The sequence below is a fragment of the Butyrivibrio sp. AE2032 genome (assembly GCF_000702965.1).
In genome coordinates this window covers 263265-281963 of the sequence record NZ_JNLF01000006.1, presented here as the reverse complement: position 1 = coordinate 281963, position 18699 = coordinate 263265, and the positions used below count along the sequence as shown (strand labels likewise).

At 42.6% G+C, this 18699-nt stretch carries 20 protein-coding genes; all 20 read left to right on the top strand.

All coding sequences use genetic code 11. From position 1 onward, the window contains the following. Positions 1-9 precede the first annotated feature (9 nt). Positions 10-345, top strand: a complete 336-nt coding sequence (locus BO18_RS29550) for a flagellar biosynthetic protein FliO (RefSeq protein WP_051689300.1) — start codon at positions 10-12, stop codon at positions 343-345. Then, positions 346-1281 carry a flagellar type III secretion system pore protein FliP gene (gene fliP / locus BO18_RS29545; RefSeq protein WP_034452308.1) on the top strand — a complete coding sequence of 312 codons (936 nt, stop codon included), beginning with the start codon at positions 346-348 and terminating at the stop codon, positions 1279-1281. Between the two features lie 18 nt (positions 1282-1299). Next, positions 1300-1572, top strand: coding sequence for a flagellar biosynthetic protein FliQ (locus BO18_RS29540; RefSeq protein WP_034452306.1), 273 nt, complete (start codon positions 1300-1302; stop codon positions 1570-1572). Positions 1573-1581: 9 nt separating this feature from the next. After that, the gene (locus BO18_RS29535) at positions 1582-2367 is read left to right on the top strand and encodes a flagellar biosynthetic protein FliR (protein ID WP_034452303.1); all 786 of its coding nucleotides are present in this window, start codon (positions 1582-1584) and stop codon (positions 2365-2367) included. Next, positions 2342-3490 carry a flagellar biosynthesis protein FlhB gene (gene flhB / locus BO18_RS29530; protein WP_034452302.1) on the top strand — a complete coding sequence of 383 codons (1149 nt, stop codon included), beginning with the start codon at positions 2342-2344 and terminating at the stop codon, positions 3488-3490. Before BO18_RS29535 ends, flhB begins: the two co-directional genes overlap by 26 nt. Before the next feature lie 54 nt (positions 3491-3544). Then, positions 3545-5602: a flagellar biosynthesis protein FlhA gene (flhA, locus tag BO18_RS29525; protein WP_034452300.1), complete on the top strand. Its 2058-nt coding sequence runs from the start codon at positions 3545-3547 to the stop codon at positions 5600-5602. A 1-nt stretch (position 5603) separates the two neighbouring features. Next, positions 5604-6863, top strand: a complete 1260-nt coding sequence (gene flhF, locus BO18_RS29520; protein WP_034452299.1) for a flagellar biosynthesis protein FlhF — start codon at positions 5604-5606, stop codon at positions 6861-6863. A 22-nt stretch (positions 6864-6885) separates the two neighbouring features. Then, on the top strand, positions 6886-7809 hold the full coding sequence (locus BO18_RS29515) for a MinD/ParA family protein (RefSeq protein ID WP_051689299.1): 924 nt from the start codon (positions 6886-6888) through the stop codon (positions 7807-7809). A 55-nt stretch (positions 7810-7864) separates the two neighbouring features. Then, entirely contained in the window at positions 7865-8587 is a 723-nt protein-coding gene (locus BO18_RS29510) for a flagellar brake protein (RefSeq protein WP_034452298.1), read from the top strand. 2 nt (positions 8588-8589) lie between these two features. Next, on the top strand, positions 8590-9663 hold the full coding sequence (locus BO18_RS29505) for a protein-glutamate methylesterase/protein-glutamine glutaminase (protein WP_081861332.1): 1074 nt from the start codon (positions 8590-8592) through the stop codon (positions 9661-9663). A 140-nt stretch (positions 9664-9803) separates the two neighbouring features. Then, on the top strand, positions 9804-11933 hold the full coding sequence (locus tag BO18_RS29500; protein ID WP_034452294.1) for a chemotaxis protein CheA: 2130 nt from the start codon (positions 9804-9806) through the stop codon (positions 11931-11933). 53 nt (positions 11934-11986) lie between these two features. Then, positions 11987-12481: a chemotaxis protein CheW gene (locus BO18_RS29495; RefSeq protein WP_034452292.1), complete on the top strand. Its 495-nt coding sequence runs from the start codon at positions 11987-11989 to the stop codon at positions 12479-12481. A gap of 14 nt (positions 12482-12495) precedes the next feature. Beyond that, positions 12496-13128 carry a chemotaxis protein CheC gene (locus tag BO18_RS29490; protein WP_034452291.1) on the top strand — a complete coding sequence of 211 codons (633 nt, stop codon included), beginning with the start codon at positions 12496-12498 and terminating at the stop codon, positions 13126-13128. A 15-nt stretch (positions 13129-13143) separates the two neighbouring features. Continuing rightward, positions 13144-13629, top strand: coding sequence for a chemotaxis protein CheD (locus BO18_RS29485; protein WP_034452290.1), 486 nt, complete (start codon positions 13144-13146; stop codon positions 13627-13629). Then, positions 13626-13976 (top strand): hypothetical protein, encoded by a 351-nt coding sequence (locus BO18_RS29480; protein WP_034452289.1) that lies wholly within the window; start codon positions 13626-13628, stop codon positions 13974-13976. The genes BO18_RS29485 and BO18_RS29480 overlap by 4 nt, the downstream gene beginning before the upstream one ends. A gap of 24 nt (positions 13977-14000) precedes the next feature. Then, the gene (locus BO18_RS29475; RefSeq protein ID WP_034452288.1) at positions 14001-14774 is read left to right on the top strand and encodes a FliA/WhiG family RNA polymerase sigma factor; all 774 of its coding nucleotides are present in this window, start codon (positions 14001-14003) and stop codon (positions 14772-14774) included. A gap of 21 nt (positions 14775-14795) precedes the next feature. Beyond that, positions 14796-16373: a DUF342 domain-containing protein gene (locus BO18_RS29470; protein ID WP_034452286.1), complete on the top strand. Its 1578-nt coding sequence runs from the start codon at positions 14796-14798 to the stop codon at positions 16371-16373. Positions 16374-16390: 17 nt separating this feature from the next. Next, positions 16391-16774 (top strand): hypothetical protein, encoded by a 384-nt coding sequence (locus BO18_RS29465; protein ID WP_034452285.1) that lies wholly within the window; start codon positions 16391-16393, stop codon positions 16772-16774. Between the two features lie 80 nt (positions 16775-16854). Continuing rightward, on the top strand, positions 16855-17796 hold the full coding sequence (locus tag BO18_RS29460) for a DUF6115 domain-containing protein (protein ID WP_034452282.1): 942 nt from the start codon (positions 16855-16857) through the stop codon (positions 17794-17796). 11 nt (positions 17797-17807) lie between these two features. After that, positions 17808-18605: a hypothetical protein gene (locus BO18_RS29455; RefSeq protein WP_034452280.1), complete on the top strand. Its 798-nt coding sequence runs from the start codon at positions 17808-17810 to the stop codon at positions 18603-18605. The last annotated feature ends 94 nt before the right edge of the window (positions 18606-18699 follow it).

Genomic DNA, 18699 nt, shown 5'->3' with positions numbered 1-18699 from the left:
GAACTGTTTATGAGTTCATATTTGCAGCTTGTTTTTATGCTTTTGATCTTCGTTGCCGTTCTTGCTGCCACATATTTTTTTACCAAGTGGATAGCTGGTTTTCAGAAGGAAAAGCAGACCACCGGTAATATAGAAGTCATTGAGACGGCAAGGATTTCAGCCACCAAGTATATACAGATTGTCCGTATTGGACAAAGGTATATGGCTATTGGTGTTGGCAAGGATGAAATCACAAATTTGGGAGAAGTGTCCAGGGAGGACTTAAACTTCAGGGAAGAAGATTCTGAAACAAATATGAGTTTCAAGGATATCCTTGAAAAGTTTAAGGGTGAGATAAAGAAGTAAATGAAAAGACGGGGAAGTGTGGATCAGAATATCAGACATCTGCTCAGGAAGGGGCTTTTATCAGCCCTTGCCTGTCTTTTAATGTTTTCTTTTCTTTCGGTTGCGCATCCTTTGACTACCCACGCTACAGAGAATGTTATATCAGATACCACGCCTACGGATCCGACCGTAGACAGAGATAGTCAGCTTACCGGTTCCAAGGATGAGAGGACCAATATCAATGATCCCGGAACAGCCGAGACACCGGACGATCTGAAAAAGCTTAATATAGCCAATACGGTAACCATCACCTATGACAATGGTAATGGCTCTTTAAATGGCGCTTTGAGGATACTTATTACCCTTACACTGATATCACTGGCGCCAACCCTCCTGGTAATGATGACCTCTTTTACCAGGATTATTGTATCGCTGCATTTTGTAAGGACTGCGCTTGGAACCCAAACGTCACCTCCTAACCTGGTGATGATTGGGATTGCTTTGTTTATGACACTTTTTATCATGCAGCCTACACTTACAACTGCTTACAACGATGCAGTTATTCCTTTTGAAGAGGGCCAGATGGACCAGAAGGAGTTCTTTGAAGAGGTTATGAAGCCCTTCAGGCAGTTTATGTATGGCCAGACCCAGACCAAGGATGTAAGGCTCTTTATGGAGATTGACGGAATTGAGTGGGATGGAGAGCTGGAGAGTATTCCCAATGTGGTACTTGTTCCAAGCTTTATTGTAAGTGAGCTAAGAACAGCCTTTATTATTGGCTTTTTGTTATATGTTCCATTTATTGTAATAGACATGGTTGTAGCATCGGTACTTATGAGTATGGGTATGATGATGCTCCCGCCGACCACCATATCGTTGCCCTTCAAGATTCTCTTGTTTGTATTGGCAGATGGATGGACGCTGATAATTGGAAACATTGTTAAATCATTTTATTAAAAGAGAAAGGAGCCGGATATGATCACATTAGCGGATATTAACCTGATCATTGGAGAAGCTCTTATGCTTGTTATAAGAGTTGCACTTCCGATTCTGCTTACATCTATGTGTATAGGTCTTGCAGTATCAATATTCCAGACCGTTACATCAATCCAGGAGCAGACCCTTACCTTTGTGCCTAAGGTACTTGGGGTATTCATGATGATCATGCTCCTTGGAAACCATATGCTAACTGAGCTGTCAGGCTTTATCACCAGTTTGTGGTCTGACTTTTCAAAGTACGTTCGCTAGGAGCGGTAAATGATTGATTATAACTTCAGCTATGGCGATCTTGAGGTTTACCTGCTTATAGTTGTCAGGATAATGTCTTTCATCTTTGTTTGCCCCTTTTTAGGTGGAAGAGGAACACCGAACCTTGTGAAGATTGGCTATGGACTGTGCCTTTCAATTCTTTTATATGGAGCGGTACCTTTTTATCCGATTGATTACAACACGGTGGCAGGTTATGCAGTCATTGTTTTAAAAGAGGTTATGGTTGGCCTTTTAATTGGCCTTTCAGTTAATCTGTGTCAGCTGATCGCAGCCTTTGCCGGAACTATTGTTGACATGCAGATAGGTCTTTCAATGGTAAGTATGATGGATCCTGCTACCAATCAGCAGGTTACCATTACAGGATCTCTGTATTCACAGTATCTGACAATGGCGCTTATTCTTACCGGTTTTTATCAGTATATTTTAAGGGCGCTGGCAGACAGTTTTACCCTGGTACCGATAAATGGGGCAGTGATCAACTCAGATAAGATGTTACAGGTACTTTTGGATTTTATGAAGGATTATATCGTTATCGGATTCAGGATATGCCTTCCGATATTCATCATCACCTTCATAACCAACGTAGTACTTGGTATTTTGGCGAAAGTTTCACCTCAGATGAACATGTTCTCTGTAGGTATTCAGATAAAGATCATAGTTGGTCTTATTGTAATGACATTTACAATTGTAATGCTTAAGGATGCTGCAAATTTCATTCTTATTTACAGCAAGGAGATGATCCAGAGTTTTGTACAAAGTATGCAGAGCGGATAATGATTCCACAGTATTAATTAAATATAATCTGCAGTTCTTTGCCGAGGATCAAAACGGCGCTGAAAAGACAGAACAGGCTACACCGAAAAAACTCAGCGATGCCAGAAAAGAAGGCCAGGTTGCCAAAAGTCAGGAGATAGCAACAGCATTTACTATGCTCACTCTTTTCCTGATATTAAAGTTTGGCTATACCTTTATGGGAACTAACTTCAAGGCTGTTTTTGAAAGAGCCTACAACAATATTCCCTATGTAACAAGGACCTACAATGGATATCCTCCTGTTACAACTATTATGGCAATATTGACCAATGCGCTTTTGACCATCCTTTTGGTCTGTGCACCATTTTTTCTTTTGGGTGTGGCTGTCAGCTTTATGTGTGACCTTATACAGGTTAAATGGCGACCAACAACCAAGCCATTAAAGCCAAAGTTTTCAAAGCTGAACCCTATCAGCGGAATGAAAAAGATCTTTTCCACAAGAAAGCTTTTTGAACTGGGCAAGAGTCTACTAAAGCTTGCTGTTATGGCGGCTGTTATATATACGTTTTTTACAGGCAGGACAGAATCTCTTTTCCTTCTGTATGACATGCCTTTAAAGCAGGCAATAGGCCTTATGGGTAATCTGATATTTGATCTGGGATTTAGGATTACAGCAGCTTATATGGTCATTGCTTTTATTGATTACATTTATCAGAAATACAAATTCAAAAAAGACATGATGATGACCAAGAAAGAGGTCAAGGACGAGTTCAAGAACTCTGAAGGAGATCCTCAGATCAAATCGGCTCAGAGACGTCGTATGATGGAGGCTTCCAGAAGGAGAATGATGCAGGCTCTGCCTGAGGCTGACGTTGTCATCACCAACCCTACTCATTACGCAGTTGCCATCAAATATGATGCGGATGAGGCTGATGCGCCTATTGTGGTAGCTAAGGGTGCAGATTATCTGGCTCAGAAGATAAAAGAGATAGCTAAAGAAAATGATGTTGAGATAGTAGAGAATAAGCCTCTTGCACGAATGCTTTTTGCTAACGTTGAGGTTGGAGAGCTGGTTCCACCAGAGCTTTACAAGGCGGTTGCCGAGGTTCTCGCGTATGTATATCACCTGAAGGGTAAGGTTTAAGCATCACCTGTTTAGAATCCTTTGGATAACAACTAAGACGGAAGGAGGATAATGATGGATCTTAAGAAAATTCGAGATCGTGTATATGATTATGGTCTGGCTCTTTATATCGTAGCCGCTATTGTAATGCTCATTATTCCGCTTCCGGACTGGCTTCTGGACGTACTCCTTGCCTTCGACATGTCACTTTCCTTTGTTATCATGTTCACGGCAATGTTTGCGTCGGACGTTTTGCAGATGTCATTCTTCCCGACAATCCTGCTCTTTACGACCATATTCAGGATTTCGCTGAACGTATCGTCCACGAGACTTATCCTGACTCAGGGTAGTGCCGGTCAGGTTATTGAAGTATTTGGTTCCTTCGTAGGTGGTGGTGACCTGATCGTAGGTGCTATCGTCTATATTATCCTTATTATCGTACAGCTCATGGTCATCAACAAAGGTTCTGAGCGTGTAGCTGAAGTATCAGCTCGTTTCACCTTGGACGCTATGCCCGGTAAGCAGATGGCTATTGATGCCGACCTTAATACCGGCGCTATTACAGATGCAGAGGCTAAAGAGAGACGTGATAAGATCCAGGAAGAGGCAAGCTTCTTCGGAGCCATGGATGGTGCTACCAAGTACGTAAAGGGAGATTCCACAGCGGGTCTTATCATTACAGCAGTCAACCTCCTTGGCGGAATTGCCATGGGTGTTCTGAGAATGGGGATGGATGTTAATACAGCCATTAATACCTATTCAATCCTTACTATGGGTGATGGTCTTGTAAGTTCAATCCCTTCACTTATGATCTCTATGTCAACAGGTATTCTGGTTACTAAGGGCTCAAAGGAAGCAGACTTTGGCCATGTCCTTATCGGTCAGCTCTTTGGTGCATCCAAGACACTTTACCTGGTTGGCGGAGTTGTGGCAGGACTTGGTATCCTTTCACCACTTCCTACAGTTCTTTATCTTACCTTTGGTGCAGGCTTCATTATCCTTGGAAGGATTGCAAGCCAGACCATGGAAGAGGCTGTGGTAGAAGGAGAAGTTTCATCAGAGGAAGAACAGCAGGCGGAGGAGATCAGGCAGCCTGAGAATGTTACAAGTCTTCTTCAGGTGGATCCTATCGAGCTTGAATTTGGTTACGGTATTATTCCTCTTGCTGATGTAAATCAGGGCGGAGACCTTCTGGATCGTGTTGTTATGATCAGACGTCAGGTGGCGTTGGAGCTTGGAACTGTGGTTCCTATCATTCGTCTGAGAGATAACATTCAGTTGAATCCGAATCAGTATATTATTAAAATTAAGGGTATACAGGTAAGCGATGGAGAGATTCTTTTCGACCATTATATGGCCATGAATCCGGGACATGTTGAGGATGAGATCACCGGTATCCCGACATTTGAGCCATCATTCCATCTTCCTGCTACCTGGATCACCGAAGGACAGCGAGAAAGAGCTGAGTCCCTTGGATATACGGTTGTTGATCCGCCATCTATTATTGCTACGCATTTGACTGAGGTTATCAGAGAGCATATTGCAGAGCTGCTTACAAGGCAGGATGTTCAGAATCTTGTGGACAACCTTCGGGAGAACAATCCGGCCCTTGTGGACGAGCTTGTGCCTAAGCTCATGAGCCTTGGTGAGATAGAGAAGGTTCTTCAGAATCTGCTAAGCGAGGGTATCTCGATCAGAGACCTTGTTACTATTTTTGAGACCCTGGCTGACTTTGCACCTTCAACCCATGATCCTGATATTCTCACGGAGTACGTGAGACAATCGCTTAAAAGAGCTATTTCAAGTAAGTACTTTGCTACAGGTGAGACCACAAGTGTTCTTACCCTGGATCCTAAGATTGAGCAGGAGATCATGAGCTCTGTTAAGCAGACGGAGACTGGTGCTTATCTTACTCTTGACCCGGCAAGGACCAAGTCTATATTGACTGCAGTTGGGGAGAATGTGCAGAGACTTGAGGAAGCCGGAAAGATGGCCATTATAATGGCATCTCCAATTGTAAGGATGTACTTTAAAAAGATGACACAGGATTATTACAAGGACCTTATTGTAATTTCCTATAACGAAGTGGAACCAACTATTGAATTACAATCTGTGGGGATGGTAACGGCATAATATGATTATCAAAAAGTATGTTGGAAAAACTGAAAGTGAGGCAACGGAGGAAGCTAGAAGGGAGCTGGGGCCTAACATTGTTGTAATGACTGTTAAGCCTGCCAAGAAGACGGGATTCTTTTCCTTCTTCCAGGCTCAGAAGATTGAGGTTACTGTGGCTTTAGAGGAGGAGTCAGAGAGACCTCAAAGGACCTATTCGCCTCAAAAAGAAACTCCAAGGCCTGTGGTAAAGCCATCTGAGGATATTTCCCAGAGGGATACCATCATTGCTTCCAGTGGAGGAATTGCGCCAAGAACATCTGAATTAAAGGATGATAACAGTGCTATTGAAGAAAAGCTTGATAACTTAAGTAATCTTTTGGAAAAGAATTTCCTGAAGACAGATAAGGAGGAGTTTAGCGATAAAGAGCCTTTAGAACCTGTTAGTGCTCCTTCCAGAAAGAAAGCTCCTGAACTGTCAGAGGAGACAATGTCTTTTATCAAGCTTCTTTACAATACTCTTATTGAAAATGAAGTCGATGAGATCTATGTGAATCAGCTTACAGACGAGGTTGAGAAACTTGCTAAACCCGGCCTTCCTTTTGACTATGCACTGTCAAATGTATATCAGAAGATGGTACTTAAGTTCGGCAAGTCTGAGCCTATTGAGCTTGATTGCGAAGGCCCCAGGGCTGAGATCTTCATTGGACCTACGGGTGTCGGAAAGACAACTACAATAGCCAAGCTTGCTTCTGAGCTTTCAGTAACCCAGAAAAAGAAAGTAGCTCTTTTAACTGTTGATACATATCGTATAGCAGCTGCTGAACAGCTTCGTACTTACGCCTCAATCCTGGAGATCCCATTTAGGGTCATCTATTCAGTTGAGGAGATGAAGCAGGCTGCAGAAGACTTCAAGGATTACGACTACATTATGGTGGACACTGCCGGACACTCCCTCCACAACGAGGAGCTTAAGCAGGGCGTTGAGAGTTTCATCAGAGTCCTTGAGGATATGATGGACTGCGAAAACTTCCTTGTGCTTTCTGCAACTACTAAGTACAGAGATCTTATTGAAATTGCGGATGCATATTCCGAGATGGTAGCTTATAAGCTTATATTTACCAAGATGGATGAGACCGGTGCAAAGGGGAATCTTTACAATGTAAGGATGCACACCGGTGCGCCGATTGCCTATATTACAAACGGCCAGAACGTTCCTGATGACATCGCTATATTTGATGCCCAGAGGATCGTTAAGACTCTTCTTGGTGGAAAGAGTTAATTTTCGTTGGGGAAAAGAACTAATGGATCAGGCAACACAGCTTAGAAATATTATTAAGAATTCAAATATGCCCCAAAGGCCTTTGGCCAGGATAATCACTGTCACCAGTGGAAAAGGCGGAGTGGGCAAGAGCAATGTGGCCATCAATCTTGCAGTGCAGTTTCGCAAGATGGGTAAAAGAGTCATTATCCTGGATGCAGACTTTGGCCTGGCTAATATCGAGATAATGTTCGGTACCATACCGAAGCACAATTTAAGCGATCTTATTTATCAGGGCAAGAACATTAAAGACATCATTACCTGGGGACCGGAAGGGGTAGGATTTATTTCTGGAGGTTCCGGTATTTCGGGAATGTATAACTTAAGCCGTGATTATCTTGTATACATAATCGTAAATCTTGCTGAACTGGATGCGATTGCAGATATTATTATCATTGACACGGGTGCTGGTATATCCAGTGCAGTAATGGAATTTTTGGTTGCCAGTGGTGAGATCATTTTAGTTACGACACCGGAGCCTACATCAATTACTGACAGCTATTCACTGCTAAAGGCCCTGAACCAGTCACCGAGATTTTCCAGGGAGAATACCAAGGTCAAGGTTGTGTCTAACAGGGTAAGCTCTGATGATGAAGGACAGCAGCTGTTTAATAAGCTTAATGCCGTAGTGGCAAGGTATTTGAAGCTTCCTCTTACGTATCTTGGACCGATACCACAGGATCAGATGCTTGCCCGAGCAGTAATGCAGCAATCACCGGTATCCTTGCAATATCCTAATGCCAAGTCCGTGAAGGCCTTTGAGAATATTGCAAATCAGCTTATGAACCCGGGAGAGGCTGCAGAAGTAAAGCAGCGAGGAATGGCAGCATTTTTCTCCCATATCATTACAGGAAGAAAGCTTTCCAGTGCAAAGGTGATTGGAGAAAATCCCAATACTACTGTGTAACGATTTATTGTATAATAAAATAGTATAAGATTAAAAATGGAGATAACTTATCAATATGCTCACTGACTATATTGCACCAGGCAATAGGGTGGAACTTAAAGCTACAGGCAAGATCTGGATGGATGACGATTCCCGGACCAAGCACATCTATATGAGTAAACTTATGGATGTGACGTCTGATGACAGGATCGAGATCCTGATGCCTTTTGAGAGAGGCAAGATAGTTCTTTTGCCGGTAGATGGGGAGTACAGCCTGTGTTTTTATTCAACAAAGGGTCTGTACCAATGCTTTGCCAAGATTGTGGACAGATACAGAAGTGACAATATGTACATTCTTGTCATGGATCTGACCAGTGAATTATCAAAACTTCAGAGAAGAGAATATTACAGATTCAGCTGCGCTCTTGAACTAAATTCCAAAGTGATATCTAAGGAGGAGCAGGAGGCATTTGAAAAGAACCGGAAAAATCTTGTTGATACCGGTTCGGACCTGCAAAAGAGCGTTGTTGTAGATATAAGCGGAGGCGGACTACGATTTGTAGCGAACTTCAGGTATGAGGAGGGCAGCACCATATATGCTTCCTACAGACTACCGGGAAGTGCCAGTGATAAAGTATATGAAATGATTTGTAATGTTTTAAAGGTTCAGGAGCTTGAAAGCAGGCCGGGGCTGTTTGAACACCGTATCCAGTACATTTTTATTGATGAGAACTCCAGAGAAGATATTATTCACTTTATCTTTGAAGAAGAACGAAAAATCAGAAAGAAGCAGACTTAATTATGAAAAAAATTCTAATTATTGATGACTCTGCACTTATGAGAACTGTACTCAGTGATATTATTAATGCAGATTCAAGATTTCAGGTGGTTGATAAGGCTAAGGACGGAATTGAAGGCCTTGAACTCCTCAAAAAGAATACTTATGACGCTGTAGTCCTTGATATTAACATGCCTCGTATGGATGGCATAACAATGCTCAAGGAAGTACAGAAGGCAAAGATCAGAGCAAAGATCATGATGGCCTCTACCGACACCAAAGAAGGTGCTAAGGTTACCATGGACGCTTTGGATCTGGGAGCACTTGATTTCGTTCACAAGCCTGACAGAGCTTCAGAGTGCAGAGGTGAAGATTTCACTAAGCACTTTATCAATACTCTGGCTGCTGTGGCAGAAAGTAAAGCGCCCACTATATCTTCAAAGGCCTTTTCATTTGAGGATGCCAAGGAATCACGAAAGGTTGTGGAGCTGGTTACTAAGTCTGCCAGCAAGATCACCGGTAACAGGATTGTAGCAATCGCAAGTTCTACCGGAGGCCCCAGAGCACTTCAGTCCGTGATACCTAAGCTTCCCAAGAATCTTAAAACACCTGTAGTACTTGTACAGCATATGCCGGAAGGCTTTACAGCTTCCCTTGCAGAAAGACTTGATTCTCTTTCCGAGGTAAAAGTAAAGGAAGCAGCTGAGGGAGATACCCTTCAACCCGGGTGGGTATATATCTCAAGAGGCGGAAAGCATATGCATATAGTTAAGAGCGGTGGTAAGAGCACTATCCATTATGTTGATGGACCTACCAGAGAGGGCGTAAGACCCTGTGCTAACTTTATGTATGAGTCGCTGATGGAATCCGATTACGACGAAATATGCTGTGTAGTTCTCACAGGCATGGGCGCCGACGGTACCGAAGGAATCAAGAATCTAAAGTCAAAAAAGAAAGTATATGTAATCGGTCAGGAAGAGAGCACCTGTACCGTTTATGGAATGCCCAAAGCTGTAGCAACGGCTGGGCTGGTTGATCAGGTAGTTAAGCTTGACAACGTTGCCCAGGAAATAATAATGCATGTCGGTGTGAATTGAGGGGTTTCATTACATTTTATAATTCTTTTATCTTTGTTCACTAAATTCCTCCATTCAGAAAGCCGATATTATGTTCAAAAGTATGCGGTTTAACGTATTTACTTTTGAATCTAATCATTTCTTATGGAGGTAAATAGGTTATGGATGTTTCCCAGTATCTAAGTGTCTTTCTCGATGAAGCAAAGGAGCACCTTCAGTCACTGAATGACAACATCATGATCCTTGAGCAGGATCCCGAGAATGAGGATTGTATCAACGAAATCTTCAGATCGGCGCATTCCATGAAGGGTATGGCTGGAACTATGGGCTATACCAGAATGCAGAATCTTACTCATGACATGGAAGATGTATTCTCTGACGTACGTGGCGGCAAGATCAAGATCAAATCTGCTGATATTGATGTTTTGCTGCAGTGTCTTGATGCTATTCAGGGATATGTAGACAATATCACCGAGAATCAGGACGAAGGTACTGAAGAGCATCAGAATATCATTAAGTCTTTAGCTGATATCAGGAATGGTGTAAGTGGCGGCGGTGACGCAGCTGCTGCTCCTGCAGCAGAGGCTGCACCTGCAGCGGAGGCAGCAAGTGATACTTCATCAGACGCAGCTTCCGGTGCAGATGGTTCTTCGGATTATAGAGCAATCAAGCTCGATCCGTCTGTTAAATCCACATTAGAGGAGGCAGTAGCACAAGGTAAGAAGATTTATGGTGTTACTGTGCATATTCAGGAATCTTGTATTTTGAAGGCTGCAAGAGGCTTCCTTGTATTTAAGGGCCTTGAGGAAATCGGTGAAATCGCCGTTTCAGATCCTTCAACACAGGATATCGAAGATGAAAAGTTTGACTTTTCTTTCAGTTTAGTTGTTATCACAGATGAACCCAAAGAAAAGGTTGAGGAAATAGTAAAGTCTGTATCAGAAGTTGAGAGCTGCGAATGCGGTGAATTTGACCTTGGTGGAGCCAAGACAGTAGAAGAAAAGGATGAAGCTCCTGCAGCAGAGGCAGCACCTGCAGCAGCTGCAACTCCAGCTCCAGCAGCAGCTCCGGCAGCACAGACTACTGCACCAGCACCTGCAGCAGGTGGCGGCGGTGGAGGAAAGAAGCCTGTTGGCAAGCCTGTTGTTAACAGAACAGTCCGTGTAGATATTGAGAAACTGGATGTTCTTATGAATCTTGTCAGTGAGCTTATCATTGCTAAGAACTCACTTATTTCAGCTGCTAATACTTCAGGTGTCAGCAACGTTAATGAACAGATTGAGTACCTTGAGAGTGTAACCACTAACCTTCATGAATCAGTTATGAAGGTTCGAATGGTTCCTATTGAGAGCGTACTTCAGAAATTCCCTCGTATGATCCGTGATCTTAACAAGACTCTTGGTAAGAAGATGGAACTTACCATGACTGGTGAAGATACTGAAATGGACCGTACCGTGGTTGATGAGATTGGCGATCCTTTGATGCACCTTATCAGAAACAGTGCCGATCATGGTATTGAATCTGCAGAACTTCGTGCTCAGCGTGGAAAACCAGATGTAGGACAGATTTTCCTTCATGCCTTCCAGGATGGTAACAGCGTTGTTATCGAGGTTGGTGATGATGGTAATGGTATTGATGCTGAGGCAGTAAAGAATAAGGCTATTGAAAAGGGAGTAGTAACTCCTGAACAGGCAGCTCTTCTGTCTGAGAAGCAGTGTGTAGAACTTCTTTTCCACCCAGGCTTCTCAACAGCAAAAGTTGTATCTGAAATTTCCGGTAGAGGTGTTGGACTTGACGTTGTTAAGTCAAAGGTAGAATCCCTTTCCGGCGAAGTAACAGTTAGAACAAAGCTTGGTGAAGGATCAACATGGGTTATCAGACTTCCTCTTACCCTTGCTATCATTCAGGCTCTGATGGTTATCGTAGGCGAAGAGAAGTACGCTATTCCTCTTGATTCAATTCAGAGTATCGAGGATGTTTCTCCTAGCGATATCAAGCTTGTTGAGAATAAGGAAGTTATCAATCTTCGTGGATCAGTTACACCTATTATCAGACTTAATGAGGTTCTTGATACTGAGTCCACCAAGTCTCAAGATGAAGACATGGTAGTTGTTATTACAAGAAAGGGCGATCAGTCCTTCGGACTTGTTATTGATGAACTTATGGGACAGCAGGAAATCGTTATTAAGCCTCTCGGCAAGTATACAGCTAAGTGCAAGCTCATTAGTGGAGCTACTATCCTCGGTGATGGTGAGATCGCTCTTATCCTGGATACAAACTCTGTTATCTGATAGTTTCTGCTACATAGACCTTAAAGCAATTATAAGAAAGGAAGATTATCGATATGAATGAACTTAGAGACAATTCCGAAACTGGCGAACTTATCCAGTACATTGTAATTAAGATCGATGATGAACAGTATGGCATCAACATCAAGTTCATCGATAACATCGTTAGAATGCAGCAGATCACCAGAGTGCCTAAGGTTGATGACTATCTTAAGGGTGTTATCAATATTCGAGGCGAGATTGTTCCTGTAATGAGCGTAAGGATGAAGATGGGACTTGCTGAAGATGAGATCACAGGAAAGTCAAGGATCATTATCCTTAAGACCAGCGAAGGCGATCTTGTAGGCATCATTGTAGACCAGGTTAATCAGGTTCTTACACTGGATTCTAATAATGTTGAGAAAGTTCGTTATGACGACAAGAAGGGCAAATCAGATGCTTCTTTCGTTAATGGTGTTGGACATTATGAAGGCGGACTGGTATCTATCTTAGACCTTGATGCTGTAGTATCAGAAAAGGATGCAAAAGAGAAAACAGCAAACGCCGGCTGATCGGAGGAAATGCTATGGGAGATATGAGTCTGGACAATCTGTCTAGTCAGTATTTTGATATTCTTAAGGAGCTGGGTAATATTGGTGCCGGTAATGCCACAACAGCTCTTGCTCAGATGATTGGCACAAAGGTAGATATGGCTGTACCTCAGGTCAGACTCCTTGATTTTAAGGATGTTGGCGATATGATGGGCGGCGCTGAACAGATTATGGCCGGAATTTACCTTGCTGTTGAGGGAGATATAGATGGTTCTATTATGTTCCTTTTAAACAAACAGGCAGCAAGACATCTTGTTGATAAGCTGATGGGTACCGGTGCTAAACCTGAGGATCAGGAGTTTGATGAGGTTGAGATGTCAGCACTTAAGGAGGTTGGTAATATCATTACCGGTTCCTACCTTAACTCACTTTCAATGATGACTAACCTCAAAATGGTTCCTTCAATACCTTATGTGGCCATTGATATGGCTGCAGCAATCCTTAGTGTTCCTGCTATTCAGTTTGGTATGATGGGCGATAAGATTCTTTTAATTGAAACCCAGTTCTTTGATGAGCTGAAGCTCAGTGGTTATTTCATTTTGCTACCTGATGTGGATGGTTATAGCAAGATTCTCTCATCACTTGGTATGGGAGATGGCAATCTTTAAAGCGAAAGGGCGATTATGAGTCAGATTATTAAGGTTGGTATGGCCGATCTGAATATTTGTGTCAGCCCTGATGGAATAACCACCCTGGGATTAGGTTCCTGCGTGGGAATTGCGGTAAGAGATCCTGTCACCAAAATTGGTGGCCTGGCACACATAATGTTACCGGACTCAACTGAAATAAAGAACAATTCGAATATTCCTAAGTTTGCTGATACAGGAATAGAAGAGCTTATTAAGCAGATTGTTGCAAAGGGAGCAAGCAGACAAAGGCTTGTAGCAAAGATTGCAGGCGGAGCTCAGATGTTTGCTTTCCAATCCAACAATACCACAATGCGTGTAGGCGATAGAAATGTAGCGGCAACCCTCAAAAAACTGAAGGAAATGAATATTCCGGTTCTTGCTCAGGATACTGGTGACTCGTATGGTAGAACGGTCATTTTTTATCCGGAAAATGGCAATTTTATAATTAGGGCTGTTGGCAAGCCTGAGAAAACTATATGAATACTGATATTGATCAGATTAAAAAAGTCAATACGAAGTTGATCACTCCGCTGATAGTGCTTGGATGTACGGCGATCATAGCTATCTTTACGTACTTTAAGCGCTATCCGGCCGGTGATTTCTTTGTTATTGTTTTTGCCTCTGTGGTTATTTTTCTTATTATTGGTCTCATCATTGAAAAGATGATCAACAGGTTTGTGGAGATCAATTATGAGAAAAAAATGGCGGAAAGAGCTGAAGCTGAGCGCCTTGAGGAAGAGGCAAGAGCCGCTATGGAAGCGGAAGGTGGTGGAGAAGAGATAGGTCCTTTGGACATAGAGGAACAGGACGTTCCACCACAATTCTAAACTACTGACTAGGAAGTTGACTTTATGGACGAGGCAGGCAGAAGTAAATTATGGAATGAATATCATAAGACTAAATCAGCTGATATCCGTGAGCAGCTGATATTGGAGTATGCGCCTTTAGTAAAACTGGTTGCCGGAAGACTTTCCATGTATCTCGGATTTAATGTGGAATACGATGACCTTGTTGGCTATGGTATCTTTGGACTTATTGATGCTATAGACAAGTTCGATCTTATGAAGGACGTTAAGTTTGAGACCTATGCTAGTTTGAGGATCCGTGGAGCAATTCTTGATCAGATCCGTAAAATGGACTGGATTCCCAGGACTATCAGACAGCGCCAGAAAAAGATTGATGCAGCCATCAGGGAGATCGAGAGAGATGGTGGACATGTAGCTACTGACGCTGAGATTGCTGCCAAAATGGATATCAGTGAGGATGAATATCAGAACTGGCAGAATCAGATGAAGGTAACAGGTGTTGTTTCCCTCAATGAGTTTATGGACCAGGGCGCAGATATCCCTGAAGACGCTAACAATCGAAGTTCTTCTTTTGTAAAGCCTGAGGAGGCAATAGAAAAGGAAGAACTAAAAAAGATGCTTGCAGAGTCCTTAGAACTACTCACTGACAAAGAGAAGAAGGTCATTCTTTTATATTATTATGAAGAGCTTACGTTAAAAGAGATAAGTGAAGTATTGGAGGTTTCCGAATCCCGTGTTTCTCAGCTTCACACCAGGGCACTTCAGAAAATGAGAGAAAGATTAGGAGATTATCTGGGTATTATTACAAATTCAAGATAAAGTATTGGGCGAGGTTAAGATATGAATGGTTATTTCCAAATGGTTATAACTCCCAAAGGCACCGGCATAAAGGTTTTTGCCCCCACTGAAGATGGACAACCCTTAAACGTTAATGACGTGAGGGATTATCTTGATGACCGGAAAATTCAATATGATGTTGTGATCATCAACGAAGCTGTGACGAAGGCTGATGGAGAGGTTGTCATGTTTACAGAAGCGCAGATGCTTCCTGAACGTGAAGGGTGTAAGTTTGACGTTTCCAAAGACCGAATGACTGTCACAGCATTTTTTTATCCTCCAACTCAGGACGGTGAACTCATGACAGAAGAAGAGGTTCTTGGTTCACTGGCCTACAGGAAGATTACCTATGGAATTCAAACTGATGCCATTCATGACTTCTTTGAACACAGGCAGTACTGTACTGAAATTGTAGTTGCCCAGGGCAAACCTGTTAAACAGGGAAAGAATGCCAGGGTTGAACTTCATTTTAATTCCAATCTCAGGGCAAAGCCTACTTTGAGAGAGGATGGAAGTGTGGATTATTTCCACTTAAACCTCATTAATAATGTTGAAGCCGGACAGCTACTTGCAACACTACATCCTGAGGTCCCTGGAGAACCCGGCATAAATGTCTATGGCGAGAACATCAAGCCTGCTGCTGTGAAGTCTGCCTATATTAAGTATGGCAAGAACACTGTTTTGTCCGAAGATAAGATGACACTAACAGCTGAAAAGTCAGGTCATGTTACCGTTAAAGAAGGTAAAATAACTGTTTCAGACGTACTGACAGTTGAAAATGTCGATGTTTCTACCGGGAATATCGAGTATGAAGGAAGTGTACAGGTTAAGGGAGTTGTTGCCTCCAACTTCTCAGTAAAAGCTGGCGGAAATATCGTGGTTAAGGGCATTGTAGAGGGTGCAACCCTTGATGCCGGAGCTGATATAATCCTGGAATGTGGAGCAAAAGCCGGTGGAAATATAAAAGCCGGTGGAAATGTAGTTACAAAATTCATAGAAAATGCTACTATTACAGCAAGAGGAGGGATAACCAGTGAGTGTATCCTTCACTCAACTGTATCTTCCGGTACCGAGATAAATGTAACAGGTAAAAGAGGTTTTATAGCCGGCGGAAAAGTTTCTGCTGCAGAAAAGATACAGGCCAAGATCCTTGGATCTGAAATGGGGGCCAACACTATTATTGAGGTTGGTGCGGATCCGGAACTTAAGGTCAGGTTAAAAGAGCTGCAGAAGAATATAACAGCTGCCAATAAGAATATTGAGGGTATAAAGCCTACTATAGAAGGCTTTACCAAAATGCTCAAGGCAGGAGCTAAGTTCACTCCGGATCAGGTGGCTAATGCCAAGAAGCTTATTGATCTCAATAAGACATTGACAGAACAGATCCAGAAAGATTCGGATGAATATCAGGAACTGATGGAAAAGCTTGCAGAGTCCAAGGAAGCTGAGGTTATAGTTGAGGGGACAGCTTATCCGGGAACAACTGTTAATATAGGCGAGCTTTCTATGATAGTAAAAAAACCGGTTCAATACAGTAGGTTTGTTGTAGACAAGGGAGATGTTAGGCTCGCACCGATCTAATAAACAGGAGGAGAAAGATGTCAATCAATCGAATTGACTTTGGAGTGATGGCTGCGTCCACTGATGTATCCACCATTAAGGCAGCTGAAGAAGCCAAGCCTTATGCGGATCAGCAGAATTTTCAGGCACAGTTCAAGGAAGAGGTGCAGAACAAGGAACACTCCGTAAACGCCAAAAATGATATTGACCAGGGGAAGCTTAATTCAGATGCTCAGGAAAAAGGCTCAAATGAGTACATGGGCGATGGTGGAAGAAACAGACGCCAGAATGAAGATAAGAAGGAGGCACTTGAGAGGCAGCTTTCTGTAGAAAAGATGGAAAAGATGGCCGAAAATATGCTGGACAGGAAAGGAAAGCCTGTGGACCTTCGTATATCATCGGGTTTTGATCTGAAGATTTGAAGAATTAAGCTTTCTATATTATAATGAAATGACGTGTATAATTTATACGTTTAGTTTTTGTGGGGAAATTGGGCGGAGAAATGATCAGTATTACAGAAATTGTTCTCATAGTCGCAGGATTTGCTGCGATCATATTAGGGTATCTTCTACCTGCCGGAAAAGAGCTGGATGAAGAAGACAAGATGCTCATGGAGAGGGAGATTCGTGAGCTTGTTAGACGTGAGGTTGAAGAGCAGAAAGATACCATAGATGATATGGTTGGGGACAGCGTCGAGAATTCTTTAGACAGGACAGAAAGGGCCATGGAGCGGATCTCTAATGAAAAGATGTCTGCTATTGGCGAGTATTCTGACACTGTCATCAATGATATCCACAAAAATCACGATGAAGTAATGTTCATGTACGATATGCTCAATGACAAACACAAGAATCTTACCAGTGTTGTCAGTGAGGTTACCAGGAAGGCTGATGAGGCCAAACAGGTTGTTCGTGATGCTGAGGCTACAGCCAGAGAGGCTCAGGAAGCTTCTAATAACATTTATCCTTCTTCTCTTGGGGAGAATGTAAGAGCAATACTTCTTGATGAGGCTGACGATAAACTCAGCGGAATCCATATTCCTTATAAAGAGAAGGCTCCTGAACCGATTAAACCTGTTCCTCAAGAGCCCATTGAGGAGGAAAGCGTACCTGAGCTTGGCGGACTTGATGAGATTCCTGTAGAAGTCCTTAAGCCAGAGCAACTATCTGCCCTTCATGTCATTGGAGGCAAGAGTGAAAAGGAGTCACCTACTTCAAAGGTGGTTCCGATCACAGAAGCAGTCAGAGTTGAAGGAAGATCCAAGAATCCTGATACTTCGATGCAGGAGCTTACAGCCAACGATCCTGTTTCTCAGAATAAACAGATCATTGAAATGCATAAAGCCGGAAAGAGCAATATGGTAATAGCAAGGGAGCTTGGCCTTGGTATAGGAGAAGTAAAGCTTGTAATTGATCTTTCCAATAAACATAGAAAAGTCAGATAAGAGGTTTTTGAATGAAATTAAAGTATTATCTTCGTGGAATGGGTATTGGAATTATCCTTACTGCGATAGTGATGGGGTTCGCTCTTGGGGGTAGAAAGTCGACACTGAGTGATGCCGAGATCATTAAAAGAGCTAAGGCTCTTGGTATGGTTGAAGCTGATAGCGGAGTTTTAACTCAAAACACAGCTGAGGTGGATAAAGATAATGAAAATGATTCATCTGCATCCGATCCGTCACTGGATCAAGAAGGAAAAGAAGTATCTGAAGAAATCCAACAAGAAGTCGCTTTATCAGATCCATCAGTTTCAGAAGTGGCTGAAGAGAAGGAAGACGGAGAAAAAGACTCTTCAGAAGCTGTCACAGCTGTTTCAACAGAACAGGTAAGGACTGAAAGTGCTGCAGAAGCATCTACTAAAGAAGTTAAGGGAAGCAGTGCTCCTTCATCAGTGGCATCTGTAGCATCTTCTGAGGCTTCTAGCGAAGCTACTACGGCTGCATCTACAAACGCATCTACAGAAGAAAGAAAAGAAGAGGTAGCAGAGACTGCAAATGCTGAAGCTAGTAGAAATGCTTCTTCATCAGAGCAGACTTCAACCTCAGGCACTTCCAAGATAGTGACAATTCCCGGAGGACTTGGGTCAGATCAGGTAGCAGCTATATTATATAGAGAAGGTTTGGTTGATAACGCTGTTACTTTTAACAGATACCTTATAGACAGAGGCATGGACAGAATAATCCGTTCAGGTACAAAGACCATACCTGATGGTGCTTCATACGAGCAGATTGCTAGTATTATAACGAAAGGCTGAAAAAGAAGTAGAAAACTGCTTCTTTTTTTGTTGATTTATAGTTTTTCTTGTGATAATATATAAAAGCTGCGGACTAATTGGGCGTTTATGCCAT

Bases quoted from the DNA above. Each gene is read 5' to 3' on its own strand.
- BO18_RS29550 (WP_051689300.1), top strand. From the start codon at position 10: ATGAGTTCATATTTGCAGCTTGTTTTTATGCTTTTGATCTTCGTTGCC.
- fliP (WP_034452308.1), top strand. From the start codon at position 346: ATGAAAAGACGGGGAAGTGTGGATCAGAATATCAGACATCTGCTCAGG.
- BO18_RS29540 (WP_034452306.1), top strand. From the start codon at position 1,300: ATGATCACATTAGCGGATATTAACCTGATCATTGGAGAAGCTCTTATG.
- BO18_RS29535 (WP_034452303.1), top strand. From the start codon at position 1,582: ATGATTGATTATAACTTCAGCTATGGCGATCTTGAGGTTTACCTGCTT.
- flhA (WP_034452300.1), top strand. From the start codon at position 3,545: ATGGATCTTAAGAAAATTCGAGATCGTGTATATGATTATGGTCTGGCT.
- flhF (WP_034452299.1), top strand. From the start codon at position 5,604: ATGATTATCAAAAAGTATGTTGGAAAAACTGAAAGTGAGGCAACGGAG.
- BO18_RS29515 (WP_051689299.1), top strand. From the start codon at position 6,886: ATGGATCAGGCAACACAGCTTAGAAATATTATTAAGAATTCAAATATG.
- BO18_RS29510 (WP_034452298.1), top strand. From the start codon at position 7,865: ATGCTCACTGACTATATTGCACCAGGCAATAGGGTGGAACTTAAAGCT.
- BO18_RS29505 (WP_081861332.1), top strand. From the start codon at position 8,590: ATGAAAAAAATTCTAATTATTGATGACTCTGCACTTATGAGAACTGTA.
- BO18_RS29500 (WP_034452294.1), top strand. From the start codon at position 9,804: ATGGATGTTTCCCAGTATCTAAGTGTCTTTCTCGATGAAGCAAAGGAG.
- BO18_RS29495 (WP_034452292.1), top strand. From the start codon at position 11,987: ATGAATGAACTTAGAGACAATTCCGAAACTGGCGAACTTATCCAGTAC.
- BO18_RS29490 (WP_034452291.1), top strand. From the start codon at position 12,496: ATGGGAGATATGAGTCTGGACAATCTGTCTAGTCAGTATTTTGATATT.
- BO18_RS29485 (WP_034452290.1), top strand. From the start codon at position 13,144: ATGAGTCAGATTATTAAGGTTGGTATGGCCGATCTGAATATTTGTGTC.
- BO18_RS29480 (WP_034452289.1), top strand. From the start codon at position 13,626: ATGAATACTGATATTGATCAGATTAAAAAAGTCAATACGAAGTTGATC.
- BO18_RS29475 (WP_034452288.1), top strand. From the start codon at position 14,001: ATGGACGAGGCAGGCAGAAGTAAATTATGGAATGAATATCATAAGACT.
- BO18_RS29470 (WP_034452286.1), top strand. From the start codon at position 14,796: ATGAATGGTTATTTCCAAATGGTTATAACTCCCAAAGGCACCGGCATA.
- BO18_RS29465 (WP_034452285.1), top strand. From the start codon at position 16,391: ATGTCAATCAATCGAATTGACTTTGGAGTGATGGCTGCGTCCACTGAT.
- BO18_RS29460 (WP_034452282.1), top strand. From the start codon at position 16,855: ATGATCAGTATTACAGAAATTGTTCTCATAGTCGCAGGATTTGCTGCG.
- BO18_RS29455 (WP_034452280.1), top strand. From the start codon at position 17,808: ATGAAATTAAAGTATTATCTTCGTGGAATGGGTATTGGAATTATCCTT.